General features: G+C 60.9%; 24 protein-coding genes. 9 read left to right on the top strand and 15 right to left on the bottom strand.

What is annotated here, in order from left to right; translation table 11 throughout:
• Positions 1–85: 85 nt before the first annotated feature.
• Both FHT97_RS08265 and leuA read left to right on the top strand, forming a co-directional pair.
• A complete protein-coding gene (locus FHT97_RS08265) occupies positions 86–1,270 on the top strand; it encodes a benzoate/H(+) symporter BenE family transporter (protein ID WP_183861230.1) in 1,185 nt (394 codons plus the stop codon).
• 329 nt (positions 1,271–1,599) lie between these two features.
• A complete protein-coding gene (gene leuA, locus FHT97_RS08260; protein WP_183861228.1) occupies positions 1,600–3,315 on the top strand; it encodes a 2-isopropylmalate synthase in 1,716 nt (571 codons plus the stop codon).
• A 104-nt stretch (positions 3,316–3,419) separates the two neighbouring features.
• Here leuA and FHT97_RS08255 read toward each other — a convergent pair whose 3' ends face one another.
• From FHT97_RS08255 to FHT97_RS08240, 4 genes are all read right to left on the bottom strand, one after another.
• Complete coding sequence (locus FHT97_RS08255; protein WP_183754144.1) at positions 3,420–4,262, bottom strand: anti-sigma factor; 843 nt, start codon at positions 4,260–4,262, stop codon at positions 3,420–3,422.
• Between the two features lies 1 nt (position 4,263).
• The gene (locus tag FHT97_RS08250; RefSeq protein ID WP_183754146.1) at positions 4,264–4,770 is read right to left on the bottom strand and encodes an RNA polymerase sigma factor; all 507 of its coding nucleotides are present in this window, start codon (positions 4,768–4,770) and stop codon (positions 4,264–4,266) included.
• A 170-nt stretch (positions 4,771–4,940) separates the two neighbouring features.
• Positions 4,941–5,501: a hypothetical protein gene (locus FHT97_RS08245; RefSeq protein WP_183861226.1), complete on the bottom strand. Its 561-nt coding sequence runs from the start codon at positions 5,499–5,501 to the stop codon at positions 4,941–4,943.
• Between the two features lie 150 nt (positions 5,502–5,651).
• Positions 5,652–6,590: a metallophosphoesterase gene (locus FHT97_RS08240; protein ID WP_183861424.1), complete on the bottom strand. Its 939-nt coding sequence runs from the start codon at positions 6,588–6,590 to the stop codon at positions 5,652–5,654.
• Positions 6,591–6,673: 83 nt separating this feature from the next.
• On the opposite strand from FHT97_RS08240, the gene FHT97_RS08235 reads away from it, so the two are divergent.
• Positions 6,674–7,111, top strand: a complete 438-nt coding sequence (locus FHT97_RS08235; RefSeq protein WP_183754769.1) for an NUDIX domain-containing protein — start codon at positions 6,674–6,676, stop codon at positions 7,109–7,111.
• A gap of 7 nt (positions 7,112–7,118) precedes the next feature.
• On the opposite strand, the gene FHT97_RS08230 is transcribed toward FHT97_RS08235, so the two are convergent.
• The gene (locus tag FHT97_RS08230) at positions 7,119–8,105 is read right to left on the bottom strand and encodes a glutathione S-transferase family protein (RefSeq protein WP_183861224.1); all 987 of its coding nucleotides are present in this window, start codon (positions 8,103–8,105) and stop codon (positions 7,119–7,121) included.
• Positions 8,106–8,375: 270 nt separating this feature from the next.
• Here FHT97_RS08230 and FHT97_RS08225 point away from each other — a divergent pair, with 270 nt between their 5' ends.
• A complete protein-coding gene (locus tag FHT97_RS08225) occupies positions 8,376–8,876 on the top strand; it encodes an N-acetyltransferase (RefSeq protein WP_183754150.1) in 501 nt (166 codons plus the stop codon).
• Positions 8,877–8,949: 73 nt separating this feature from the next.
• Positions 8,950–10,260 (top strand): MFS transporter, encoded by a 1,311-nt coding sequence (locus FHT97_RS08220; RefSeq protein ID WP_183861222.1) that lies wholly within the window; start codon positions 8,950–8,952, stop codon positions 10,258–10,260.
• Here the strand turns inward: FHT97_RS08220 and FHT97_RS08215 are convergent.
• Genes FHT97_RS08215 through FHT97_RS08195 form a run of 5 tightly spaced genes read right to left on the bottom strand, consistent with a single transcriptional unit; the run spans position 10,253 to position 17,507 of the window.
• Positions 10,253–10,681, bottom strand: a complete 429-nt coding sequence (locus FHT97_RS08215) for a GNAT family N-acetyltransferase (protein WP_183861221.1) — start codon at positions 10,679–10,681, stop codon at positions 10,253–10,255. The genes FHT97_RS08220 and FHT97_RS08215 overlap by 8 nt on opposite strands.
• Positions 10,682–10,685: 4 nt before the next feature.
• A complete protein-coding gene (locus FHT97_RS08210; RefSeq protein ID WP_183861219.1) occupies positions 10,686–12,755 on the bottom strand; it encodes a hypothetical protein in 2,070 nt (689 codons plus the stop codon).
• Position 12,756: 1 nt separating this feature from the next.
• Positions 12,757–15,567, bottom strand: a complete 2,811-nt coding sequence (locus FHT97_RS08205; protein WP_183861217.1) for a DUF4159 domain-containing protein — start codon at positions 15,565–15,567, stop codon at positions 12,757–12,759.
• Positions 15,564–16,484, bottom strand: coding sequence for a DUF58 domain-containing protein (locus FHT97_RS08200; RefSeq protein ID WP_183754157.1), 921 nt, complete (start codon positions 16,482–16,484; stop codon positions 15,564–15,566). Before FHT97_RS08200 ends, FHT97_RS08205 begins: the two co-directional genes overlap by 4 nt.
• A gap of 12 nt (positions 16,485–16,496) precedes the next feature.
• Positions 16,497–17,507 carry a MoxR family ATPase gene (locus tag FHT97_RS08195; protein ID WP_183754159.1) on the bottom strand — a complete coding sequence of 337 codons (1,011 nt, stop codon included), beginning with the start codon at positions 17,505–17,507 and terminating at the stop codon, positions 16,497–16,499.
• 158 nt (positions 17,508–17,665) lie between these two features.
• Between FHT97_RS08195 and FHT97_RS08190 the strand changes: the two genes are divergently transcribed.
• From FHT97_RS08190 to FHT97_RS08180, 3 genes are read left to right on the top strand one after another with little or no spacing between them, the layout of a single operon-like run.
• A complete protein-coding gene (locus tag FHT97_RS08190; protein WP_183754161.1) occupies positions 17,666–18,289 on the top strand; it encodes a DUF1285 domain-containing protein in 624 nt (207 codons plus the stop codon).
• Positions 18,286–18,936: a CoA pyrophosphatase gene (locus FHT97_RS08185; RefSeq protein ID WP_183861215.1), complete on the top strand. Its 651-nt coding sequence runs from the start codon at positions 18,286–18,288 to the stop codon at positions 18,934–18,936. Before FHT97_RS08190 ends, FHT97_RS08185 begins: the two co-directional genes overlap by 4 nt.
• Positions 18,933–20,186 carry a CCA tRNA nucleotidyltransferase gene (locus tag FHT97_RS08180; protein WP_183861213.1) on the top strand — a complete coding sequence of 418 codons (1,254 nt, stop codon included), beginning with the start codon at positions 18,933–18,935 and terminating at the stop codon, positions 20,184–20,186. Before FHT97_RS08185 ends, FHT97_RS08180 begins: the two co-directional genes overlap by 4 nt.
• 1 nt (position 20,187) lies before the next feature.
• On the opposite strand, the gene FHT97_RS08175 is transcribed toward FHT97_RS08180, so the two are convergent.
• The 3 genes from FHT97_RS08175 to hemF all read right to left on the bottom strand — a co-directional run bounded on the left by FHT97_RS08175 (position 20,188) and on the right by hemF (position 21,762).
• Entirely contained in the window at positions 20,188–20,373 is a 186-nt protein-coding gene (locus tag FHT97_RS08175; protein ID WP_016554720.1) for a DUF1059 domain-containing protein, read from the bottom strand.
• Between the two features lie 122 nt (positions 20,374–20,495).
• Positions 20,496–20,756 carry a hypothetical protein gene (locus FHT97_RS08170; RefSeq protein ID WP_016554719.1) on the bottom strand — a complete coding sequence of 87 codons (261 nt, stop codon included), beginning with the start codon at positions 20,754–20,756 and terminating at the stop codon, positions 20,496–20,498.
• 91 nt (positions 20,757–20,847) lie between these two features.
• A complete protein-coding gene (gene hemF, locus FHT97_RS08165; RefSeq protein ID WP_183861211.1) occupies positions 20,848–21,762 on the bottom strand; it encodes an oxygen-dependent coproporphyrinogen oxidase in 915 nt (304 codons plus the stop codon).
• Positions 21,763–21,931: 169 nt separating this feature from the next.
• Between hemF and FHT97_RS08160 the strand changes: the two genes are divergently transcribed.
• Positions 21,932–22,192, top strand: a complete 261-nt coding sequence (locus FHT97_RS08160) for a hypothetical protein (RefSeq protein WP_007789934.1) — start codon at positions 21,932–21,934, stop codon at positions 22,190–22,192.
• 3 nt (positions 22,193–22,195) lie between these two features.
• Here the strand turns inward: FHT97_RS08160 and FHT97_RS08155 are convergent, their stop codons facing one another.
• Together FHT97_RS08155 and FHT97_RS08150 are read right to left on the bottom strand one after the other, a co-directional pair.
• Positions 22,196–23,842 (bottom strand): Na/Pi cotransporter family protein, encoded by a 1,647-nt coding sequence (locus FHT97_RS08155; RefSeq protein WP_016554717.1) that lies wholly within the window; start codon positions 23,840–23,842, stop codon positions 22,196–22,198.
• 199 nt (positions 23,843–24,041) lie between these two features.
• Positions 24,042–24,503: a tRNA (cytidine(34)-2'-O)-methyltransferase gene (locus tag FHT97_RS08150; protein ID WP_183861208.1), complete on the bottom strand. Its 462-nt coding sequence runs from the start codon at positions 24,501–24,503 to the stop codon at positions 24,042–24,044.
• Positions 24,504–24,537 lie beyond the last annotated feature (34 nt).

Genomic DNA, 24,537 nt, shown 5'->3' with positions numbered 1-24,537 from the left:
ATGGTACCGAATGGTGTCAATCTGCACTTGCGCAACTCCGCCTGATACGGCTTCCATGCGGAGTTTCCGCTCCTCGAGTTGCGCCATGCTTAAAGACTTTTCCATTCAGAGCCTGTTCATGGGCATCCTCACCACCTTCGTGGGATTTGCCAGTTCCTTTGCGGTTGTGCTGCACGGCCTGCAGAGTGTCGGCGCGACGGATGCGCAGGCGGCGTCGGGCCTCATGGCTTTGTCGATCGCACTGGGGCTTTGTGCGATCGTGCTCAGCACCGTGACGCGCCTGCCAATCAGCATCGCCTGGTCCACCCCGGGTGGCGCCTTGCTGGCAAGTACCGGCGTTGTCGAGGGTGGGTTCAATGCGGCGGTCGGCGCGTTTCTCATCTGTGCGGTGCTGATCGTGGTTGCCGGCCTGTTCAAGCCGCTTGGTCGTGCGGTTGCGGCGATCCCCGCGCCGCTGGCCAACGCGATGCTCGCTGGTGTGCTGATCGGTTTGTGCTTTGCCCCTGTCAGGGCGATTGGGTTCAACCCGTTGCTTGGTTTGCCGATCGTACTCGCATGGATCGTCGTCGGCGCATTCAAGCGGCTCTGGGCGGTGCCGGCGGCACTTGCGGCTTTCGTGCTGGTGGTTGCCTTCGCCGTGGACATTCCCGATGGTGCGATCGGTTCGATCGAACAGGCGCTGCGGCCGCCCGTCGAGTTCGTGATGCCTGTCTTCAATCTGCCGGCTTTCGTCTCCATCGCGCTGCCACTTTTCATCGTGACCATGGCCTCGCAGAACATTCCCGGCATCGCGGTCCTGAAGGTGAACGGCTATGCGCCGAAGCCTGGGCCGCTGTTTTCGGTAACTGGCCTGTTCTCGATCCTCGCAGCGCCGTTCGGCGGTCATGCGGTGAATCTCGCCGCGATCACGGCGGCGATGTGCGCCGGTCAGGATGCGCATCCCGATCCGGCGCGGCGCTATTGGGCCGTTCTCGTCTCGGGCATCTCCTATGTCATTCTCGGGTTGCTCGCGGGTGCGGTGACAACCTTCGTGGCTTTAGCGCCGCCGATCCTGATCCAGGCGGTGGCGGGTCTGGCACTGGTCGGTGCATTTTCAAGTTCTGCCATGTCGGCTTTCCAGGCACCGGAGTCGCGGGAGGCTGCGGCCATCACCTTTCTGGTGACGGCATCGGGCGTGTCGTTCGCCGGTATCTCCGGCGCCTTCTGGGGATTGCTTGCCGGCGGTTTGATGCTGGCGCTCTCGCGTTTTGTGCAAGCGGCGAAAAAATAGACGGAGGGATTGCCAGTTTTTTGTACCCCGGTTATACACGCTGCCATGAAGAACACGGGCATCATCATTTCTGAGCAGGTTGCTCGCGGGCGCATCGCGCTGCGTGACAGCACGCGCGCCCTTACCTCGCTTCTTCTCCTCGGCCTTACGCGCGGTTGCCGGGTCCGTTGAGGAGCGCCCGGCGGCCGAAAGCCCGCCCAGGCCATCGCTCCTCGTGACCACTCCCGAAACTGATCAACCGGATGCTTAGCACCGGATTCGTCATCGCCAAGCCAGGCCCGATACGCTATGACGCGGCTGGCCAGATGACGGGAAGAGGAAGAGAACACATGGACACGAACACCCGCTCCCAAACCAAAGGCATGCCCGAGGCGGCGATCAAGTATCGCGCCTATCCGCAGGTGAACATCCCTGACCGCACCTGGCCGTCCAAGACGCTGACCAAGGCCCCGGTCTGGTGCTCAGTAGATCTGCGCGACGGCAACCAGGCGCTGGTCGACCCGATGGGCCACGACCGCAAGGCCCGCATGTTCCAGCTGCTGCTCGACATGGGCTTCAAGGAAATCGAGATCGGCTTCCCGTCCGCATCGCAGACCGACTTCGATTTCGCGCGCTGGTGCGTCGAGCAGGGCAATGTGTCTGACGATGTTTCGCTGCAGGTGCTGGTGCAGTGCCGCCCGGAGCTGATCACCCGCACCTTCGAGGCGCTGGAAGGCGCGAACCGCCCGATCGTTCACTTCTACAATTCGACCAGCGAATTGCAGCGTCGTGTCGTGTTTGCCAAGGATGTCCAGGGCATCAAGCAGATCGCCGTGGATGCTGCGAAGATGATTTCAGACATGGCGGCAAAGGCCGGCGGCGGCTACCGCTTCGAATATTCGCCGGAAAGCTTCACCGGCACCGAACTCGATGTAGCGCTGGAGATCTGCAACGCGGTGATCGAGGTGATGAAGCCGACGCCCGACAACAAGCTGATCATCAACCTGCCGTCGACAGTCGAGATGGCAACGCCGAACGTCTATGCCGACCAGATCGAGTGGATGTGCCGCAATCTCGACAATCGCGAGAACCTGATCATTTCGCTGCATCCGCACAATGACCGCGGCACCGGCATCGCCGCCGCCGAACTGGCGCTGCTGGCGGGCGCTGACCGCGTCGAAGGCACGCTGTTCGGCAACGGCGAGCGCACCGGCAACGTCGACGTTGTCACCATGGCGCTAAACATGTTCACGCAGGGTGTCGATCCCGAGATCGACTGCTCAAACATCGTGCGCATGAAGGAAGTCTTCGAATATTCGAACCAGATGCCGATCGGCGAGCGCCACCCCTATGTCGGCGAACTGGTCTATACGGCGTTCTCCGGTTCGCACCAGGACGCGATCAACAAGGGTATGAAGGCGATCAAGGTCGCCAACCACCCGGTTTGGGAAGTGCCTTACCTGCCGATCGACCCGCAGGATGTCGGCCGCTCCTACGAGGCGATCATCCGTATCAACTCGCAGTCGGGCAAGGGCGGTATCGCTTACATCCTGCAGCAGGATTACGGGCTGAACCTGCCGCGCAACCTGCAGGTCGAGTTCCGCGAGGACATTCAGAGGATCACCGACGAAGAGGGCAAGGAGTTGCCGTCGAAACGGATCTACGACCGTTTCATCGAGCGCTATGTGACGCAGCCGGAAGGCCGCATCAAGTTCGTTGACCACCACACCTATGCGGATCCCGAGCACAAGGGGCAGCGCATCGTTGCCGCCGAGATCACCGATAACGGTGAGACGAAGCGTATCGAGGGCAGGGGCAACGGCCCGGTCGATGGCTTCATAAACGCGCTCTCGCACTATCTCGGCATCGACATGTCGGTCGAGGACTATTCGGAGCATTCGCTGCAGCATGGCTCGAACGCTGCCGCGATCTCCTACGTCGAGACGTCCTATCCTGATGGCAAGCTCTTCGGCGCCGGCATCAGCACCAACATCGTAGGCGCTTCTCTCGAAGCAATTGTGTCTGCAGCGAACCGCGTGCTCGACGTAAAGGCCGGCAAGGCCTGACGCGATCTGTGCAGCGGAGTGTTCCGCTGCACATTCTCGTAAATAGTGTGGGAAAATTGGGCGACGTCCTGAGGTCGGCCGCTCCGTTGCAGTTCGTCCGGGGATCAGATGGATGTTGCAACCTGCATGGCGAGTTGGTCGAGCGACGCTTCCGACGACGGGCCGACGAGCACATAGGATGTGCCGGCATTATGCCAGGAGACCACGCCGATCTCATCCTTGATTGTTTCCCTGAAGTCGTCGGCCTCCGAGGGCAAGTTGTCCTTGCGGAAACAGATCGAGGCGAGGTCGCCATCCGAACTCGTGTAGACGAGCTGACCGACCGGTCGGCCGTCGCCGATAAAGACGCGTGCACCCTGGAAGGTCCAGCCCTGGTCTGAAAGGTCGGGGACTCGGAACGCAACGCCCACTGTCGACGTCAGCCAGGTGGAAATTTCTTCCGCCTGCGTCGAGGGAACCTCGACAATATGGCGCGGCTGGCGCGCGACAAGCCGCTGGTTGGCGATAACGTCGATCAACCATTCGCCGGAATCCGGGGCGGCTTCGATCGTTGTTGAGGCGCCCGACTTCATTGCGCCAGTGCTGCCGGCGGCGAAAAAGCCGATGCCACAGCCGGCGATGAAGAGGATGACGGCTGCCGCCAGAGCCTGTGGCCCCGTCGGCGTAAGCTTGAACGAGGGCCGTGAAATGCGCGGTGCGACTGGAGCCTTTGGCGGCTGTGCACTCTTGATCGACCGAACGAGGGCGAGAGGAACCGGTTCCTTGAGAACGTCGTCGAGGCGGTGCTTTCCGAAGTCGGCGCCGTGCCGCAGCTTGTCGTAGAGCCGCTTGGCGCCTTCGTCGGTGGCCAGGCGCTGCTCGAGTTCGTGCTTCTGTTCGGCCGTCGTCTCGCCATCCAGCAGGGCGGCTAGCTGTGCATCGAGCGGCAGTTTTTTGAAATCGAGCAATTCAGTACCTGTAAGTATAATTGTCAGCGACGCTAGCGAAATGCAGTCTCGCCGCCGCCAGCTGGGATACAACGATGTTGATGGTGACACCCATAATGTCGGCTGCCTGCTGATAGCTATGACCTTCGACAACAACCAGCAAAAAGGCGCTGGATGTGCCTTCGGGCATGTCGGCGATCATGCGGTGGATGACATCGGGGTCGACGAGGGAAGTGCGATCGCGGTTCGCTTCCCGGATATCAGTGACATTGCTCCGGGAAGCGGGATGCGGCTTGCGTCGGCGATGGTCGTCGCTCCAATGCTGGCGGGCGAGGGCGTACACCCAACTTTCCAGACGGCCTTCGCCATTCCATTGATTGCCCTTTGCAATGGCGCGCTCGCACGCCACCTGCGCGAGTTCGTCCGCGCTGGCTGCGTCACCGGCAAGGGTCATCGCGAAACGCCGTAGCCGAGGCAGAAGGCCCACTAGGTCGCGTCTGAGATCGATGGTCGTCACGGGTTGACGCATGGTCTTTCCAGGTAATGCATGAGTGCTCGGGGAGAGCACCCAGCAGGAGATCGATTTTATATCGCTTCTGTGTCCTTTATGAAACAAGTAGCTGATGCTTCGCAAGCATCCGGCAGCGTATCCCACGGGTTCTCAAAGCTTTTCTTCGTCAGGCCCGGCTCGGCTCAACCTCAGTACGTGCGGTAACCGTTCAGTGCCTGCAGCAGCGAACGATAAGCCCAGGTTTGCTCGCCGCCCCGATCCCGGATCTCGACGAGCTGAACGCGCGCTCCCTGCACGTCACCCTGTTCCACCAAAGCTTGTCCCATGTATGACCGTGCCAGAATATAATTCTCGTCCGCCTGCAACGCCTTGCGGTAGTACGACACCCCCAGTTCCATTCTGCCCGCCTTGCGGTTGGCATAGCCGAGATAATTCAGGATGCGCGGATCGTTCTGGTTATTGGCAAGCCGAAGCACGGTCAGGGCGTTGTCGTACTGACCGGCATAGGCGAATTCGCGGGCTGCCTTGTAGAGATCATCGTCGTTGAACGAATTCTTCTTCGGGACCACGCATTCCTTGCGCTTCCCATCCCAGACCTTGCCATCAGCACATTTTGTCGTCGTTTCGGTCTTTGGCGGCGGCTTGGTTTCGTCGCTCTCATCACCGATGCCAAAGGCGGATGAAGAGGCGGCGATGATGAACGAAGCGGCTAGGGCCAGGCTGCGAAGCCTGGGGGATGCCATGGGCATGCAATGACTCCGTGAATTGGTGCTGCAGAGACAACAAGTTTACGTGGCAATCGCCACTTGCCAAGTCCTCGGATGCCTTCTGAAATTCAAGATATCGTCATCTTTCAGTTTCTGAATCAATTTGCCGAGGCGATGATTCCGAAAGCGGCGCTAACGTGTGAAAATATCGACACTTTCGCTGCAAACGCTGTCGCCCATGGAGTTGATGCTGAAGCGCTCTCCTGTGAGTTCCCATGCGCCCGGAGAGCCGTCGATCGAGAACAGATTATAGGCGGCTCGGGGTTTTAATCCTCCCGGCCCCTGCGATGCGGAGGCGATGCCGACCACGGGAACGGGACCTGTTTGGCCACGCAGCCAGTGGAGCGTATTCAAATGGGTATGGCCGTGGAGCACCAATTCGGCGCCGCCGGTGGAGATCACGGCGCCAAAGCGGCGGATGCCGATCATTCGCTTGTGGAAGGAGGTCGCGCCGCGGATGGGCGGGTGGTGGATCATCACTACTCGAAACAGGCCGGCCTCGCCGGCCGCGCGCAGCATGTTCACGGTGTCACGCGCCTGTCGCTCACCGAAGAAGCCGCTGGCCGCAAAAGGGGGCGTTGCCACGGCTGTCGAGCAGCCGACAATGGCGACCTTGCCGCGAACGCGGAGGTAAGGAAAGACGTGGCGGTCTTCCTGCCATTCGGGCGGGGCGAGGTCGCCGCGCACATTGTCATACCATGCGCGCACCGATTTTTCGTAGGCGCCAGGGACGTAGGCATCGTGGTTTCCGGGCACGACGGAATTGTCTGCGGGATCGCCGAGTTCCTGCAGCCATGCGGCGGCGGCTCGGATTTCCAGCCCGCTCGCGAGATTCACGAGATCGCCGGTAACCGCCAGATGATCGGCCTGCTTCGTGCGGATGTCATCGAGCAATACATCCAGCGTGCTGCCGAAAAGGTGCTTGCGCCTGTTGCGATGCCAGTTCACAAAGCCGGTAATGCGTTTGGAGAAGAGCTCGCGGACCGAAAGGCGAGGGAGGGGGCCGAGATGGATATCGGAGATATGTGCGAGCTTGAACATGCCACGACACATAGCCCAGTAAGTTTGCAATTCAAACACATCTGCTTGAACGGATTAATGGAATTGGAAAAAGCGTGATCGGAACCATCCGCCCTTGGCAGTCGCGCGCACTGATGCGCATTGTGCATGCGTATTTTGCGGTCGCGCGTGGAATGACGATGGGCGTGCGGGCTGCCTGCTTCGATGAGACGGGGCGCATCTTCCTCGTGCGGCACAGCTACATACCCGGCTGGCATATGCCGGGCGGAGGGCTCGAGCGCCATGAAACTGCCGAGGAAGCGTTGATCAAAGAACTCCGCGAGGAGGGGAATTTGCGTATTCTCGGACGGCCGCAGCTGTTTCACGTCTATTTTAACAAGGCGGCGAGCCGACGCGACCATGTCCTCTTCTATAAGACGCAGGTGGAGCAAACCGCACCCCGTCCACCGGATCGCGAAATCGTCGAGTGCGGCTTTTTCGCCATCGATGACCTGCCAGCAGATACCACGGAGGCAACACGCCGCCGGCTGGCGGAACTCGCGGGCGAGCAGGAGCTCGCCCACGTGTGGTAGACCAGCGCTAGGCTGCAGCCAATCGCGCCCGGCCATGCGGGCGATCGAGATCTAGCGCTGGGCCGACAGGCACGATGCCGGTCGGATTGATCGTCTTGTGGCTGCGGTAATAGTGGTCCTTGATGTGACTGAAATTGACCGTCTCCTTGACGCCCGGCGTCTGGTAGAGATCGCGCAGGTAAGCCGACAAATTAGGATAGTCTTCGATACGGCGGATGTTGCACTTGAAGTGACCGACATACACGGCATCAAAACGAACCAGCGTCGTGAACAGCCGCCAGTCGGCCTCGGTCAGCCGATCGCCGAAGAGATAACGACCCTTGCCCAGACGGTCTTCAAGCATATCGAGTGTTTCGAAAAGCTTGACCACATTCTCCCCGTAGGCTTCCTGGGTCGTGGCAAAGCCGGCCTTATAGACACCGTTGTTGACGGTGTCATAGACGACGGAATTAAGCTCATCGATATCGGCGCGCAGGCCTTGCGGATAAAAATCAGCAGTCGAGCCGGTCAAATGATCAAAGGCGCTGTTGAACATCCGGATGATTTCGGACGACTCGTTGTTGACGATCGTGTTGGTCTTCTTGTCCCACAAGACAGGCACGGTCACGCGGCCGGAATAATGTGGGTCGGCCTTCACATAGACTTCCCACAGCGTCTTGGAACCGAAGAGATGATCGCCCGTTGCGCCGTCGCCGACCTTGAACTCCCAGCCGTTCGACAACATTAGCGGATCGACGACCGAAACGCTGATAAGATTCTCGAGCTTCTTGAGCTTGCGGAAGATGAGCGTGCGATGCGCCCAAGGGCAGGCCACCGAAACATAGAGATGGTAACGGTCAGCCTCGGCTTTGAAGCCACCGATACCGGACGGTCCGGCTGCGCCGTCGGCGGTAATCCAGTTGCGAAACTGGGAAGCGGCGCGCTTGAAGTGCCCTTTGGTTTCTTTCGTATCGTACCAGACGTCATGCCAGACGCCATCAACCAGCATGCCCATGTTGTGATCCTTCAATTTTTCCTTGGCCCACACATATCGCAGGTCCGGCGCATTTGCAGGGCGGTAAAGATTGAACAGTGCGTCACGCAGCGTTGCCTTGCGCTAAATTTCCATTGGACGGCCGAAATTTTTCCTGCTATCGGCCATTTTATACTTCAGGAACCCGATTTGATGTTTGCACCGAGAAACCTGCGACGACGCTGATGCTCCCGAACGCCGAAGGGCGTGCTCGAGATCCATCAATTCTGTCTACCCGGTTTCCGTCTCATCATGCACAAGCACGATCTGGTCTACCTCACTGAGGATGCGTCGCACGACGCTGCCATCGAACACATCAACGAAGAAGCATTCGGTCCCGGGCGGCATACCCGGGCCGCCGCGCGGATTCGCGAGCAGGGGCCGCACGACCTCTCGCTCTCCTTCATATGCGCCGACGACGGCGAAACGATTGCATCAGTGCGCATGACGCCCGTCCTGGCGGGTTCGGTCAATGCGCACCTGCTGGGGCCACTGGCCGTGCGACCGTCCCACAAGGGTCGCGGTATCGGCCGGGAACTGGTTCGGATCGCCATTGATGCCGCGCGCCGCAAGGGATCGGAGGCAGTCATCCTCATCGGCGATCCTCCCTACTACTGCCCGCTCGGTTTCGAGAGAGTTGCTCATAACGCACTGGCATTTCCCGGTCCCGTCGATCCGGCGCGCGTATTGGTCGTACCACTCGCCGAGGATGCGCAAAGCAGGCTCAAGGGAACTATTGGCTGGCGAAAATAGGTCGCGTGCGGTATTGAGCCTTATGCCTGAAGCGCGCTTTGCGTGATCTTTCAGTGGCTTGAAGGGCTAGAGCATGAGCGGCATTTCCATGGACGAGGCGCTGGATCGCGCCGGCACCGGGGCGTTCCAGCGACGCCTGATCGGTATCTTCGGTCTTGTGTGGGCGGCGGATGCCATGCAGGTGCTTGCTGTCGGCTTCACCGCAGCTTCTATCGCTGCCACTTTCGGCTTGTCCGTTCCGCAAGCCCTGCAGACTGGTACACTATTCTTTCTCGGCATGCTTATCGGAGCCGTCGCCTTCGGGCGGCTTGCCGACAGGGTCGGACGCCGCCAAGTGCTGATCGTGACGGTCGCCTTCGATGCGCTTTTCGGCATTCTTTCTATCTTCGCTCCCAGTTTTGTCGCTCTGCTTGCATTGCGATTCCTCACCGGCATGGCGGTTGGCGGCACGCTGCCGGTGGACTACGCGATGATGGCCGAATTCCTACCTGCCAAGAGCCGTGGCCGCTGGTTGGTTGCGCTCGAAGGTTTCTGGGCGATCGGAACGCTGATTGTCGCGCTGGCCGCCTGGGCTGCGAGCGTTGCCGGAGTGACCGACCCCTGGCGCTATATTTTCGCGGTCACGGCTGTGCCGGCCCTGGTGGGTCTTACGCTGCGCTTCTTCGTTCCTGAATCACCGCTTTACCTGTTACGGACCGGACGGACAGCCGAGGCGAAGGTGATCGTCAACAGGATGCTGGCTGTGAATCAGAAAGCGCCCCTGCCGTCGGACGACGAAATCGTCGCAACGCCATATGCAGCGGAAGGCATATTCTCCGACGAGTTGCGGCGCCGTAGCCTGTTGATCCTGGCGATCTGGTTCCTGGTTTCCGTTTCCTACTACGGCGTCTTCACGTGGATGCCGGCGAAGCTGGCGGGCGATGGGTTCGGCTTTGTGCGCGGATACGGCTTCCTGGTGTTCGTTGCACTTGCGCAGGTGCCAGGTTATGCACTTGCCGCCTATGGGGTCGAGGCCTGGGGCCGCAAGCCGACATTGATCGGGTTCTGCCTGCTGTCGGCGCTCGGGTGCCTGCTCTTTGTCGTTTCTCCAAGCGATATGCTTGTCGGCGCGTCGCTGCTGGTTATGAGCTTCGCGCTGCTCGGAACCTGGGGAGCACTCTACGCCTATACGCCGGAACTCTACCCCACCGCATCGCGAGCGACGGGCATGGGATCGGCAGGGGCGATGGCGCGCCTCGGTGGCTTGCTTGCGCCTTCCCTGATGGCATACGTCGTTTCAGGCGGATTGGGCTTGGCCATCGGCCTGTTCGCGGGCCTGTTGGTCGTGGCAGCAATAGCCACGACGGCAATCGATACGGAGACGCGGCTGGCTGCGCTCAGCTAACTTCGGCCAGCACCTTGCGCAGAAATGTGCGCGTTCGGCCTTTTGGAAACTCAGACAATTCGCCGAATATCTGGTAGCCTTGACGTTGGTATGCCCGTAGCGCTTGTGGATTGAAGGTATCGATCCAGGCACCGTGGCAGCCGCGTGCGATTGCCTCCTCTTCGGCCAGGGCAAGGATCTTGCCGGCCATGCCCTTACCGCGTTCGTCGTCGGGAATGTACAGCAACTGCGTGAAAAGCCAGCCCCAGGCAGTATAGCCGGAAAGCCCACCGGAGACGTTGCCGTCGGTATCGCGGATGAGAACCGCAAGCGGCCGGCGCTCGGCAGGGCCGACGTCATGGACGTTGAAGGCCGAGAGTGCGTCGCCGATCGTCGTGAGATCATCGGCTGCGGGCGAGCCCGTTAGCTCAAATTCGGCCATGCCGCTAACGCCCTTCGCGCCACCACATGGCGCCGAAGGCAAGGAGCAGGATGCCGACGCCGGCAAAACCGGCAAACAGCGGCAGGGTGTTGATGCCCTTCAGCACCGTTTCATTCGTGAGGTGGATCTGCATACGATCGTTGTCGGCAACGCGGATCTGGCCACGAACCGGCAAGATCGGCGGGATGCTGATCGCGCCGTCATTGTTGGAAACACGGGTGACGAGGCCTTTCGACTTGTCGGCAATGGGCTTCAATGCATCGGTCGTCGAGATCATCGCCTTGAATTCCGGAGCATCGACCGCGCCGACATGAACGAGCGTCGTCATTTCGCCGTTCCTGATTTCGAAGAGGCCGATCTCGTCCATCTTCTTTTCCGCCTTGAAGAGACCTGGCTCAGCTTGCGTCAGCGGCAGTGTTTCCGTCTTGCCGGAGGGGTAGCGGACCGTCGCATCGCCAGGGTTGCCCCCGATCGTCTGCCGCGTAATCTCCAGCGTGCGGCCGGCTGCCCGTGCAGTCAGCGCCTCTTCCTCAAGGGCTGGTTCCTTCATGAGCCAATGCGCGACGCGACGATAGAGCGACACGTGCGGGCCACCGCCTTCAAAGCCGCGCGCCCAGAGCCAGCCCTGATCGGAGAGCAGCATCGCGACGCGTCCCTGTCCGGCGCGATTGAGAACGAGCAGCGGATGGTTGTCCGCGCCGACCATTACGGTCTGGCCCTGCGGCTGTTCGACATCGACGCTGCGGAACCAGCGGCCCCAATGCGGCGGCTCGTCTGCGGATCCATCGAGACCGCGGGTGACCGGGTGTTTGCGGCCTTCCTCCGAGAGCCTGGGATAGAAGGCCTTCTCGATCATCTGGCCGGTCGGCGCGGCCGGCAATACGGACGACAACGGCGTCAGCGCAATCGAATCTTGGCCGGCATGTTCGGGTCCGGCGGCAATCAGCAAGGCACCACCGTTTTCCACATACTGGGCGATGTAGTCGTAGTAGAGGATCGGCAGGACGCCACGATGCTGGTAGCGGTCGAAGATGATCAGGTCGAAGTCCTTGATCTTGTCGACGAACAGCTCGCGGGTCGGGAAAGCAATCAGCGATAGTTCGTTGATCGGCGTACCGTCCTGCTTTTCAGGCGGGCGCAGGATGGTGAAATGCACCAAATCCACAGACGCATCCGACTTCAGGAGGTTGCGCCACGCCCGCTCACCTGCGTGCGGCTCGCCGGAGACCAACAGAACGCGCAGGTTCTCGCGAATGCCGTCAATCACATGGACGGCGCGGTTGTTCGCCTCGGTAACCTCACCGGGAAGGCCGGCAACCGAAAATTCGAGGACGTTGCTGCCGCCGCGCTCGACCTTGAAAGAAAAAGGCGTGTCGCGTCCCGGTGTTGCCTGGAGCGTGGCGATCTCATTGCCGTTAAGCTTCACCGTGACGTCAGCGGTTCCCCCGGGGCTCGGGCCGTCGTCGAAGACGCGCAGCAGCAATTGCTGCTCCTCGTTGACGATGCCGAAGCGCGGTGCCTTGACGACTTCGATGCGGCGATCGAATTCGTTGGCCTTGCCGGTGATCAAGCCGTGGATCGGCGCGTCGAAGGCGAGCGCCTGGTTGACGCCGGGGACATCGTGGACTTCGCCATCCGTCAGCATGATCGCACCGCCGATGCGGGCGGGCGGTACATCCGCGACCGCCGCAGACAGCGCGTTGAACAGCCGCGTCGACGGCGCGTCGGAGTCCTCTGGTTCGCTTGCGTCGATGTAGCGTGGTTCGACATTGGGGAAGCGGGCGAGGCGCTCCTTCAACTGCGCCAGAGCATCGTCGGTCATCTTGATGCGTTCGGGTGTCTGCTGGCTCTGGCTGCGATCGACGATGACCGGCACGACAGTCGATAGTTGTTCGCGATCCTCCTGCAGCAACAGCGGATTGGCGAGGGCGGCCAGCAAAGCAACGGCGGCAATCGAGCGAACCCAGGCGCCGCGCACACGGCGCCAAATGGCAAATGCTGCGGTCACCAGGACAATGATCGCCAGACCCGCCAGGAGCGGCCAAGGAACGAAGGGCGAAAAATCAATCGTCATGTCACTGGCCCAACCGTTCCAAGAGAGCGGGAACGTGGACCTGATCGGTCTTGTAGTTGCCGGTCAGCATATACATCATGATATTGACGCCGCTGCGGTAGGCATATTCCCGCTGTGTCTCATCAGGCGGAACTGTCGGCAGCATGGGCACCCCGTTGTCATCGACGGCCCAGGCGCCAGCAAAGTCGTTGCCCGTGATGAGGATCGGCGAAACGCCATCGGCCGTCGCCGTCGACTTGGCATTGGTCGCGCGGTTTTCCTGGCGTGCCTCGATCCAGAGCGGGCTCCCGGTATAACGGCCGGGAAAGCTCGACAGGAGGTAGAAGGACTTCGTCAGCACGTGGTCCGAGGGTACCGGCTCGAGCGGCGGGATATCGAGGTTGGCAAGGATCTGCTGCAGTCGCTCGCCGTTGGCGCTGACCGAACCGCCGTTGTTGTCGAGCGCGCTGAACTGGTCGCGGGTGTCGAAGAGTACCGTCCCGCCAGCGCGCATATAGGCGTCGATCCTGTTGATCGCTGCCGACGAGGGCATGGGGGCGGTTGCCGAAATAGGCCAATAGATGATCGGATAGAAGGAAAGCTCGTCCTTCGTGAGATCCAGACCGACCGGTGGCGACGGTTCGAGCGTGGTGCGATAGGTCAGGAAGTCCGTCAGGCCGACAAGTCCGCGCTCTGAGATCCGGTCAACCTCCTGCTCACCGGTAACCACATAGGCGAGGTGCGTATTGTCGAGACGCTGAAAAATCTGATCGTCGCCCGGCTTTGCGTCGTCGGCTCGCGATTGCCCAGGTTGGAGGAGGAAGGCGGCGCTGATCGCCACGGCAACAAGCGCTGCCGCGCGCGCCGTTGGGCGAAGGCGCGAAAAGGCACCGCTCATGAACAGCACGATCAGGCTGTCAGCCAACAGGAGCAGGAAGGCAATCAGGAACAGGGCAGGCTTTGCAGACCATGTCTCCCCTCCAATCAACCCTTCGCGCACAACGGTAATGCCCGACGTATCGATAGGCTTCAACTCGGCATCCTTCGGCAACACGTTCAGCGCGGTAAATCCTTCCTCGGAGCCGTAGAGGCCCGGAGGATTGTCAAAGCTGGCAACTGGGGTGACCTTGGCGCTGGGGATCAACGGACGCGCCGTCCCGGTCTCCGTCGTCAACGCGCCTTTGGCGGTCAAGAGGCGGAAAGGCGGCAAGGCTTCTGCCGTGGAAGCACCGGCTTCGGCGGTGACGCCACCCGAGCGTGACAGTTGGACGAGGCGGCGTAGCATTTCGACGAAGTTACCCGAGATCGGCAGGTCGGACCACGTCGCCTCGGCACTGACGTGGAAGAGGACAATGCGGCCGGCATTGATCGGCTTCGTCGTTACCAGCGGCGTACCGTCAGCGAGGCTCGCCCAGGTGCGCTCGGCAAGATCTGGCGTCGGTTCAGCAAGAACCTGGCGTTTGACCGTGACATCCGTGGGCTTTGGCATTCCGGCGAACGGGCCGAAGGTGGGGAACTCCGCCAGCGGCTGCGGCTCGGCCCAGGACAGCGCACCACCAAGCGCGCGTTCACCCTGTCGTAATATGACCGGAACCAAGGGGTCGTCGGCGGGAGCGGCGGCAAGGCGCGGTCCGGCAAAGCGGACCAACGTGCCGCCATTGGCGATCCAGCGCTGCAGAGGCTCATAGGTCTGCTGGGGAAGGCGACCGATATCCGCCATGATGATCACCGACGGATTCTGCGACAGCAGGTCCGGTATCGACGTCGCGAGATCGGGTGTGTTCGGCTCGATCAGGTCGGCGTAGGGCTGCAGGGCGCGCTGAATGTAATAAAGCGGCGAAAGCAGCGGCTGGAACGTATCACCGACTTCACCGGACAGCAGGACGACGCGGCGACGCTTGAAGCCGTCGTCGAGCAGATGCACGGCGCCAGCAGTGGCGTGGTTATCCATGCTGACGCGCGCGAAATCGTTGCGCATTTCGAACGGCGCCGTGATCGATCCGGTCGCGACGCTCTGACCCGGTTGGAAATCGATCGCGCCGGCGGCGATCGCACGCCCCTGAGTGTCTTGCGCCGTTATGGGATACGAAGCGGCAGCGGCACTATTGAGGCGGGTTGCAGTGACCGTCATGGTGTCGGCGGCATTGCTGGCCGACGTAATTGCCATCGTCTCGGTCGCGTCACCTGAGACCAAACGCAGTTGAGCCGGCGAGAGGTCGGAGAGCTGGCGGACGGTCGCGTCGTTATCGCCCGCAGCCGCTCCATCCGTCAGGAAGGCGAGGGTACCGGGATGAACGCCGTTTAGTGCAGCACGGAGAGCTTCGAAGGCGCGCTGCCGATCCGGCACAAGTGGCTTCGGTTCAGCGGCCCGCAGCTTGTCGCGGGCCGTCGCGGCCGTTCCCGGGACCGCATCGTTTGTCGGATCTGCCGTGAAGGCGATGGCAACCGGCGTTCCGGCCGCTTCAGCGTCATCTATCAGCGCCTCCGCTGTCTTTACGCGGCGATCCCAATCCGGGGATGTGGCCCAGCCATTGTCAACAAAGAGCACGAGCGGACCTCCGGAAGCGATTGAATTCGCTCGCGGATTGAAGACCGGGTCAGCGATCGCCAGAATGACGGCTGTGGCCAACAGCATGCGCAACAAGGTCAACCACCAGGGGCTCTGGGCCGGGGTTTCCTCCCGCTTCAGGACTGTCGCGAGGATTCTCAGAGGCGGGAAGACCTCCGTCTTCGGGCGGGGTGGCGTCAATCTGAGCAGCCACCAGATGATCGGCAAGGCAAGAAGCGCGCCGAGGATTGCCGGGTAGGCGAATGCGAAGGGGAGAGAGCTCATGGTTGCCCTCCATGCGTCGCCTTTGCCGGCATGCCTGACAGATACATATGAACGGCCACCAGCGCTTCAGAGGCAAGATGATCGGTCCGATGGCTGACAAAGGTCCAGCCCATGTGGCGCAGCGCCTGGCCGAGATCGTACCGACGGCCGAGATAGGCGTGGGTATAGGCCTCGCGAACATGCTCGGCGCGGCCCGAGGTCAGCTTCGAGCCTGTCTCGGGATCAGTGAATTCGGTGCGGCCATCATAAGGGAAAAGTTCTTCGGCCGGGTCGGCGATCTCGATGACGTGGCCGCGCAGACCGCGCCGCGCCAAGGGGCTGATGCGCGCCATGACTGCGGCTGCATCGTCAAGAAAGTCACCAATCAGCACGAGTTCGCTCCAGCCGCGGATCATGGCCGTGTCGGGCAGTCCTCCACTCAGCGGCGCATGCATCAATGCTGTTGCGAGCCGTTCGGCAGCGTTGCGTGCGGCAATCGGTTCCATGACGCCGGGACACCCGATGCGTTCGCCGGAGCGTGCGAGGATCTCGGCAAGCGCAAGCATGATGACGAGAGCCCGACCTTCCTTGGAGGCGTTTCCAAAGGTCGACTTGTACATCATCGAGGGAGACATGTCGGCCCAGAGCCACACCGTGTGGGCTGCCTCCCACTCGCGGTCGCGGATGTAAGTGTGGTCGTCGCGTGCCGAGCGGCGCCAATCGATGCGGGACAGGCTCTCGCCTTCGCTATAGGGGCGGAACTGCCAGAAGTTCTCGCCAATGCCACGTTTGCGGCGGCCGTGCCAGCCGGCGATCACGCTATTCGCGATCCGCTTGGCCTCCACCAGGCAATCCGGCACCAGGCTCGCCCGCTGCCTTGCGCGAGCAAGGGCATCGGTGCCCGAAGTCGGATTGACGATCTGTCCGATGGGTGCCACGCAGACGCTTCCTTATCCCTTGGCCTGCTTGACCAGCCCGCCAACGACATCGCGGACCGACATGCCTTCCGCCCGCGCTGCGAATGTCAGTGCCATGCGGTGCTGCAGGATCGGCTCGGCGAGCGCATGGACGTCGTCAACGGATGGTGCGAGACGGCCCTCATATAGGGCGCGAGCGCGGGCGCAAAGCATCATCGCCTGGCCAGCGCGCGGGCCGGGACCCCAGGCGACGTTTTTGTCCGTCGAGGCGTTGCCCTGGCCTGGACGGGCGGAGCGGACGAGCGCGAGGATGGCGTCGACAACGGTTTCGCTGACGGGCATCTGACGGATCAGTGTCTGGATTTCGACAAGGCGCTCTGCATTCAGGATCGCTTGCGGCTTGGTTTCGCTGATGCCCGTCGTCTCAAGCAGGATCTGCCGCTCGGCCGCTAGTTCGGGGTAGTGGACATCGACCTGAAGAAGGAAGCGGTCGAGCTGTGCCTCCGGCAGAGGATAGGTACCTTCCTGTTCCAGCGGGTTCTGGGTGGCAAGGACGTGGAAGGGCACGGGCAAGTCGTAGCGGTGGCCGGCGACGGTGATATGGTATTCCTGCATGGATTGCAGCAAGGCCGATTGCGTGCGCGGCGACGCGCGGTTGATTTCGTCGGCCATCAACAGCTGGGCAAACACCGGACCTTTGACGAAACGGAAGGAGCGGCGGCCGCTGTCATCCTGGTCCATGACCTCAGAACCCAGAATATCAGAGGGCATGAGGTCTGGTGTAAACTGGATGCGGTTGGAGGCAAGGCCGAGCACTTCGCCGAGCGTTGTGACGAGTTTCGTCTTGGCGAGACCCGGCACGCCGACCAACAGGGCGTGACCGCCCGAGAGAACCGCGAGAAGAGTGTTCTCAACGACGCTTTCCTGGCCGAAGATGACCTTGGAGACTTCGCCCCGAACAGCGGCAATATCTGCGAGGGCCTTCTCGGCCGCGGCGATGATCGCCTTTTCATCGAGGGGGGCGTCGGTCTTCATCATACCCATAAGGCATCTCCAGCGGCTGATATCATTCGTCGCGAATCGTCAGGCTTACACGCAAGCGTCATACCAGATAGAGTTATGGAGATGTTGCGGGCTGACAAGTTCGTTCCGAATGACTATCTCGTGACCTTCTGGAGTTAAAGACAAACCGGGACAGAAGAATGGCAGCCGAAGAGATCAAGGCGACAACGGACGCGGCCGGTCTTGCCGCGCTGATTGCGCGCGCCGCCGGCGATGCTGGTGGCAAAGCCCGGGGTCTTCCGCCAGTCGACAGGTGGAATCCGCCGTTCTGCGGCGATATCGACATGGAAATCCGAGCGGATGGCACATGGTTCTACATGGGAACGCCGATCGGCAGGGCGCCGCTCGTCAGGTTGTTTTCAACGGTCTTGCGCAAGGACGAGGACGGGAAGACTTATCTTGTGACGCCTGTGGAAAGGGTGGGTATTCGCGTTGTGGATGCGCCGTTCGTGGCCGTTGAAATGAATGCCGGTGAACGGGATGGGGCGCCGCTACTGACCTTCCGGACGAATGTCGGCGATGTTGTCGAAGCTGGGCCGGAGCATCCGCTCCGCTTTGCAATCCACGGCGAAAACAGCGAGTTGAAACCCTATCTTCATGTGCGCGGGCAATTGGAGGCACTGATCTCCCGCCCCATCATGTACGAACTCGTCGAACGTGGCGAACGTCTCGACGTTGACGGCACGACGATGTTCTGCCTTCGCTCCGGCGGAGTCACGTTTCCCGTTATGCCGGCGGATGAACTGGATGTACTCTCCCGATGACCAATGTTCTGACCGAAAACCGTTCGCTCTATTCGGCGGCTGAGTTTCGCCGGCGCGCGCTTCACCAGACCGGCGGCCCCGTGGATCTTTCCTGGCGCGATCACGGCGATCATATTCTCAACCCCGACATTGTTTCGCAGGTGGAAAGCTTCAAACTTCGCGATGCCGCGGTGCTGGTGCCGGTCATCGACGATGGTGACGATGCGCAGGTGATTTTCACCCAACGCACGGCGACGCTGCGCAAGCATTCGGGGCAGATCGCGTTTCCGGGTGGGAAGATCGACGCTGTCGACGGCTCCGCCGAAAAGGCTGCAATCAGGGAGACCCATGAGGAGATCGGTATCGACGGTTCCTTTGTCGAGACTGTAGCGCGGCTTCCGAACTACCTTGCATCGACCGGTTTCCGTATTACGCCGGTGCTTGCTGTGGTCCAGCGTGGCTTCGAATTGAAACTCAACCCGGCCGAGGTCGATGACGTCTTCGAAGTGCCGCTGTCTTTTCTGATGAACCCGGCCAACCATAGCCGTGACCAGCGCGTGCTCGACGGACTAGAGCGGCATTTCTACCGTATGCCCTATGAAAGCCGGATGATCTGGGGCATTACCGCCGGCATCGTTCGCACCCTCTATGAAAGGCTCTATGCATGACCAACCTTGGCAACGAGGCATGGTTCAAGGACCCGACTCTGACGCGCGTCTTTTCGCTGCTCAACGCCGATGGAGGCGAGGGGCGTGTCGTAGGCGGTGCCGTCCGCAACAGCCTCATGGGTCTCGCCGTGAGCGATATTGACGTGGCAACAACGCTGACGCCGGAACAGGTCATCGAGCGCGCGGCTGCTGCGGGAATCAAGGCCGTTCCGACCGGTGTTGCACACGGTACTGTAACGCTCGTTATCGACGGAAAGCCCTTTGAGGTCACGACGCTGAGGGCCGACTTGGAAACCGATGGGCGGCGCGCCAAGGTGGCCTTCAGTTCGGATTGGCAAACGGACGCGGAGCGCCGTGACCTGACGATCAATGCGCTCTATGTCGATGCCAAGGGCGATGTCATCGATCTGGTCGGTGGCCTTGCAGATATCGAGAAGCGCAACATCCGCTTCATCGGTGATGCGCCGACGCGTGTTGCCGAGGACTATCTGCGTATCCTGCGTTTTTTCCGTTTTTTTGCTTACTACGGCACTGGCCGTCCAGACGCCGACGGCTTGAGGGCGTGCGCATCCGCTCGCTCCAAACTGAAGACGCTTTCCGCCGAAAGGGTATGGTCGGAACTCCGCAAATTGCTGAGCGCCGAGGACCCTGGGCGGGCGCTCCTTTGGATGCGGCAGGTGGGCGTGCTCACTGAGATCCTCCCGGAAACGGAGAAATGGGGCATCGATACCATTCCGGCGTTGATCGACACGGAGCGGGCACTTGATTGGCGGCCCGACCCGCTTTTGCGCCTCGCCGCCATCGTTCCTCCCGATACCGAGCGGCTGGAGAAGATGGCAAGCCGCCTGAAGCTCGCCAATGCCGAGGTCGCCTACCTCAAGGCTTGGTCCAAGGGGCCTGTTGTCAACGACGAATTATCGTCGTCCGCCTTCGCACGGCTGCTTTATCGCTACGGCGCGGATGGGATCAAGACGCGCTTGAAGCTGGCGCTAGCTACCGCGCGCGGCAAAGCAGAAGGCGACATGCAGGAGATGGCTCGCTCGGCAAGGCTCGGCAATCTGCTGAACCACGCCGAAAACTGGAAGAAACCTCAGTTTCCGATCAATGGCGGCGACGTCATGGATGCAGGCGTGGCGGCCGGGAAGAGGGTGGGCGAGATGCTTTTGTCACTGGAGGACTTCTGGGTCGAGCAAAATTTCTCGCCTGACCGGGCGGCGTTACTCGCCCGGCTGAAAGATCTGACCAGATAGTTCAGGCCGCGGTCGCTTCGTTGCGGATCCGAGCCTTGATGTTGTCGACCATGTTTTCACGGATGACAGTCTCGCCGTGGGCGCTACGCATGTGCTCAACGACACGACGGACGATTTCGGCATCATCATTCGCCCGGGTATGCCAGTCGCATCCGGGGACGAGCGTGCCACATTCAAAGAGTCTCATTATTTCCTCCTTCTGTCGGATTTCATGCCATTGCGCGGTGCTGCAATGCGTGAATGTTCGAAACGGTAGGAAGGTTCCGGAGCCGGCCGGCGCGAAGGACCGGCCGGGTGGTCATTTTATCCTTATTCGGGCATTGCCCAGGATCTGTAGCAATCGGTCGCTGCTTTGTTGTCCTGGCGCGTGGCCAGACGATCGAGTTCTTCCGGCGTCTTGCCACTGGCCAGTTGAAGCTTCACTTGCTGGATAAAGCATGAAAGTGGGAGGTCTGATCCACTCTTTGCCCTGAACCCTTCGGCAATCCGGTATAGAAACTCCGGCGTATCGGCGGGTGGGGGCGGCTCATGGGCAGTCGCGGATGCCGCAGAGCTAGTTTGTATCGTCATGACAATCCTCCTCCGATTGTTACGCGTACACCTTTAGACTTAGTGGTCCAGTCTCCGAATTTAAGCCCCGCGGTCGTCTTTATTTACGCGGTCACGGCCAGCGGACGAGAGGGGGCAGGGATGAGAGAATGGACTCTACGTTTCCTCCTGTCTTGAGGCCAAAGATTGTACCTCGATCGTAGAGGAGATTGAACTCAACATAGCGCCCACGGCGAATCAATTGTTCGTCACGATCCACGTCTGTCCACTGTTTATTGAAGTTCGAACGAACAATCCGTGGATAAACCATTGCGAAGGCCCGTCCGACGTCGCGGGTGAAGGCAAAATCGGCGTCCCAGCCGCCTGCTTCCTCGCTTGAATGCAGCCAGTCGTAGAAGATGCCGCCGATGCCGCGTGGCTCGTTCCGGTGCTTCAGGAAGAAATACTCGTCGCACCACGTCTTGTAGGCCGCATAATCGGCGACGCCGGAGTGGCTGCGGCAGGCGATCTCCATCGCTTTGTGGAACAGCTCGCTGTCCTCGTCCTCCTGGGTGCGGCGGCGATCGAGCACCGGCGTCAGATCGGCGCCACCGCCGAACCAGCGGCTGGAGGTCACCACCATGCGCGTGTTCATGTGAACGGCAGGCACGTTGGGGTTGACCGGATGGGCGATCAGCGAAATGCCCGAGGCCCAGAAGCGTGGATCCTCCTTGGCGCCCGGCATCTGGGCGCGGAGGTCCGGCGCGAATTCGCCATATACGGTGGAGGTGTGCACGCCAACCTTCTCGAAGACGCGACCGTTCATCATCGACATGCGGCCGCCGCCACCTGCACCGTTTTCGCGGGACCAGTCCTTGGCCACGAAGCGGCCCGGCGCTCTATCCGAAAGCGGGCCGGAGACCTCGTCTTCTAGCGTTTCAAAAGACTCGCAGATGGTGTCGCGGAGACTTTCGAACCATGCCCGGGCAGTCGACTTCTTTTCTTCGATATCGTTAGGCAGGCCAATCGGAAGTTCGGGTCTTTCCATTCTGTTTCTCTCCGAGCGGGTCGACGATCGACTCGTGCCTTCGTCTTTGCTGCTCTGATAGCAGGTAGGGCAGGGTCCTACCAGCGCAGTGGACCGGCCTGAGGCTTCCTCAGATTCGACTCGCAAAAAGCGATTTTCGATATTACCTTTTTCCTACAGAGGTAGGCTCATGACGAAAATTCCTGGACCTCCGTCGTTCGATGGTCTCAAGCGACGGATTGCTACCCACCGGGCGGAAGGCACACCCCGGAAGAACGATCGTTTCGTACGACAGACATATTGTCTCAATCTGCTCGATGCCCGCGCCAAGGCGCGCGAATGGTTCGACGAATACCCCAAGGCCGCGTATTGGACGGAAGTCGAGAGCTGGCGACAGCTCGAAGGCGATCAGATCGAATTCACGATGCGGCGGTTGCCATCTGCCGATTGAGCGCTATTCAGCGGCACCTTTGAGCCTGCTTTCAATCAGGAGGCCGCTCTCGTCCAGGATTGGGTGTGCGACGGAGACGATGTGGGCGTTGATCCGCTTCAGGTCGCGCAGCATATCGAGATGGAGCGAGCTTGTTTGAAGGCTGTCGGCGCGGCCATCGCGCAAGCGTTCCAGATGCCGCTCCGAGGATTGTTTCTCCATTCGCCTAACCTCGACCTTCACCTCCATCAATTGCCGAGCGAGATTGAAGTCGCCAGTGACGAAGATCGTCTGGGCGATCCGCAGATTGTCGATCGTCAGGTGGAACAGCTTCCTCAGTTCCTCATAGCCTTCTTCGGAGAACTTCAGCCCGAGCGAGAGCTTCTTCGTCACCTGCGGCATGAGACCCTTTTCGATGATGTCACCGATGTGTTCGAGATTGATCGCGTAGTCGATAATCACGATCGAGCGGCGACCGTCTTCTTCGCTCAGACCGGCACGGCCGAGCTTTGAAAGGTAGACCTTTACCTCCTGTTGCAGGCTGTCGACCCGCCTTTCCAGCGACGGGATTTCCTTGAGATTCTCCAGATTGGTGGCCTCGAAGGCATCCGACGCGCGTATCAGCATGCGTTCGATCAGATCGCCGACGCCGAGGACCTCCCTCGTCGCACTGGCAAGCGCAACGACCGGCGTCGCCAGCTCGTGTTGGTCGAGATACCGTGGCCCACCGTCCGGCTGAGCCTCTTCCGGCACCAGTCTCAGCATGAGCCGCGAGAGTGAGCGAGAGAACGGCCAGGCCAGCGCTGCCAGCATAAGGTTGAAGGCGAGATGCGCATCGACCGGTAGTTTCGCCTGCGTCAGCGGCAATGTTCCGAGCAGATCCGCGCCGTAGCCGGCAAGCGGCAATGCAATCAGGCAGCCGATGGCACGCACGATCAGATTGCCGAGCGTGACCCGCTTGGCCGCCGCGGGCCCGGCTAGTGAGGCGATCACGGGCGGAATGGCGCCGCCGAGATTGGCGCCTAGCACCAGCACGATGATCAATCCTGCGGACAGGATGCCCGTCGAAGCCAGCGAGAGAATGAGGACGACGGCGGCAAGGCTCGATGAGGAAATGAAGGCGATGGCGGCGGAAAAGGCCAATGCGACTGGCCAGGCATTGTCGAGCAGGGAGATGAAGGCGCCGAGCGCCGGCGACTGCCGCATCGGTTCGGTGGCGCTGCTCAACAGATGCAGCGACAACAGCATCAGGCCGATGCCGATCAGCGCTGTGCCACCGCTCTGGCGCGACGACGAGCCGCTGCGATGCAGGACTGTGCCGGCAAGGATCACCAGCGGCGACAGCCACTCGATGCCGGTGGCGACGATCCAGGCGGTTACGGCGGTTCCGACGTTGGCACCGAGCAGAACGATTTGCGCCATGCGCGGCTTCACCAATTCGCGCTCGACGAAAGAGGCGACCATCAGCGCCGTCGCCGTCGAACTCTGCAGCGCGATCGTCGCGAAGAAGCCCGACACGAACGAGCGGAGGCCGCTGCGCGTGCCGGTGGCAAGGCCGGTGCGCAACCGCGCTCCAAACGCTCGAGAAACACCGTCCTTCACCTGTGCAAGGCCGAACAGCAGCAGAGCTACCGCGCCAAACAGATTGATCATAACGATCGTGGATTCCATGCTGCCTTTTCTCTTGCGTTTTTTTGACAACAAGCGCCGTTCTGTTCGAATCTCTCTTTGTCAAGTGATTGAAAACATAGCTTTCCGGACAGTGAGTTCATTGTCCGGCTAAAAACTATACGCCGCTTGGAAAAATTCACAACGCCGTTTGCGACATGTTCTAAGGCTGCATCGGCATTTGAGTCAGCGAGGTCAGAAGTCAACGCCAGACGGTCTGCCGCATGGCCTCTCCGACGATCATCGCAGCCGAGACCGCGACGTTGATGGAGCGTTGGCCTTCCATCATCGGGACAAGTATCCGGGCGTCTGCTGCTGCGTGCACGTGATCGGGGACGCCGGAGCTCTCGCGGCCGAACAGGAGAATGTCGTCGGCTCGGAACTGCAAGTCGGTGTAGCGTTCGGCCGCCTTGGTGGATGCCAGTATGAGGCGGCGGCCGGTAGACTTTCGCCAGTTTTCGAAACAATCCCAATTGACGTGGCGGGTGAGGGCTGCAGCAGCGATATAGTCCATCCCGGCCCGCTTGAGATTGCGATCCGATATGTCAAAGCCCGCAGGCTCGATGATGTCAACGGCAAAGCCGAGGCAGGCGGCAAGCCGCAAGATCGTGCCGGTGTTACCAGGAATGTCGGGCTGATAAAGGGCTAGTCTGAGGTCGGCCATCGCGAATGTCGTCGTTTCTGTTTTCTCGAGAGAC

This window comes from Rhizobium sp. BK399, from assembly GCF_014194695.1.
Lineage (GTDB): Bacteria > Pseudomonadota > Alphaproteobacteria > Rhizobiales > Rhizobiaceae > Rhizobium.
The sequence above is the reverse complement of the archived record's forward strand: the minus strand, read 5'-3'. Positions and strand labels throughout refer to the sequence as shown.

Coding starts and splice junctions, on each gene's coding strand:
- FHT97_RS08265 (WP_183861230.1), top strand. CDS start 86: ATGCTTAAAGACTTTTCCATTCAGAGCCTGTTCATGGGCATCCTCACC.
- FHT97_RS08155 (WP_016554717.1), bottom strand. CDS start 23,842: ATGGAATCCACGATCGTTATGATCAATCTGTTTGGCGCGGTAGCTCTG.
- FHT97_RS08250 (WP_183754146.1), bottom strand. CDS start 4,770: ATGCGTCAACCCGTGACGACCATCGATCTCAGACGCGACCTAGTGGGC.
- FHT97_RS08190 (WP_183754161.1), top strand. CDS start 17,666: ATGGCAGCCGAAGAGATCAAGGCGACAACGGACGCGGCCGGTCTTGCC.
- FHT97_RS08205 (WP_183861217.1), bottom strand. CDS start 15,567: ATGAGCTCTCTCCCCTTCGCATTCGCCTACCCGGCAATCCTCGGCGCG.
- FHT97_RS08170 (WP_016554719.1), bottom strand. CDS start 20,756: ATGACGATACAAACTAGCTCTGCGGCATCCGCGACTGCCCATGAGCCG.
- FHT97_RS08225 (WP_183754150.1), top strand. CDS start 8,376: ATGCACAAGCACGATCTGGTCTACCTCACTGAGGATGCGTCGCACGAC.
- FHT97_RS08235 (WP_183754769.1), top strand. CDS start 6,674: ATGCGCATTGTGCATGCGTATTTTGCGGTCGCGCGTGGAATGACGATG.
- FHT97_RS08230 (WP_183861224.1), bottom strand. CDS start 8,105: ATGGGCATGCTGGTTGATGGCGTCTGGCATGACGTCTGGTACGATACG.
- FHT97_RS08160 (WP_007789934.1), top strand. CDS start 21,932: ATGACGAAAATTCCTGGACCTCCGTCGTTCGATGGTCTCAAGCGACGG.
- FHT97_RS08195 (WP_183754159.1), bottom strand. CDS start 17,507: ATGGGTATGATGAAGACCGACGCCCCCCTCGATGAAAAGGCGATCATC.
- hemF (WP_183861211.1), bottom strand. CDS start 21,762: ATGGAAAGACCCGAACTTCCGATTGGCCTGCCTAACGATATCGAAGAA.
- FHT97_RS08245 (WP_183861226.1), bottom strand. CDS start 5,501: ATGCCCATGGCATCCCCCAGGCTTCGCAGCCTGGCCCTAGCCGCTTCG.
- FHT97_RS08220 (WP_183861222.1), top strand. CDS start 8,950: ATGAGCGGCATTTCCATGGACGAGGCGCTGGATCGCGCCGGCACCGGG.
- FHT97_RS08185 (WP_183861215.1), top strand. CDS start 18,286: ATGACCAATGTTCTGACCGAAAACCGTTCGCTCTATTCGGCGGCTGAG.
- FHT97_RS08215 (WP_183861221.1), bottom strand. CDS start 10,681: ATGGCCGAATTTGAGCTAACGGGCTCGCCCGCAGCCGATGATCTCACG.
- FHT97_RS08180 (WP_183861213.1), top strand. CDS start 18,933: ATGACCAACCTTGGCAACGAGGCATGGTTCAAGGACCCGACTCTGACG.
- FHT97_RS08210 (WP_183861219.1), bottom strand. CDS start 12,755: ATGACGATTGATTTTTCGCCCTTCGTTCCTTGGCCGCTCCTGGCGGGT.
- leuA (WP_183861228.1), top strand. CDS start 1,600: ATGGACACGAACACCCGCTCCCAAACCAAAGGCATGCCCGAGGCGGCG.
- FHT97_RS08150 (WP_183861208.1), bottom strand. CDS start 24,503: ATGGCCGACCTCAGACTAGCCCTTTATCAGCCCGACATTCCTGGTAAC.
- FHT97_RS08175 (WP_016554720.1), bottom strand. CDS start 20,373: ATGAGACTCTTTGAATGTGGCACGCTCGTCCCCGGATGCGACTGGCAT.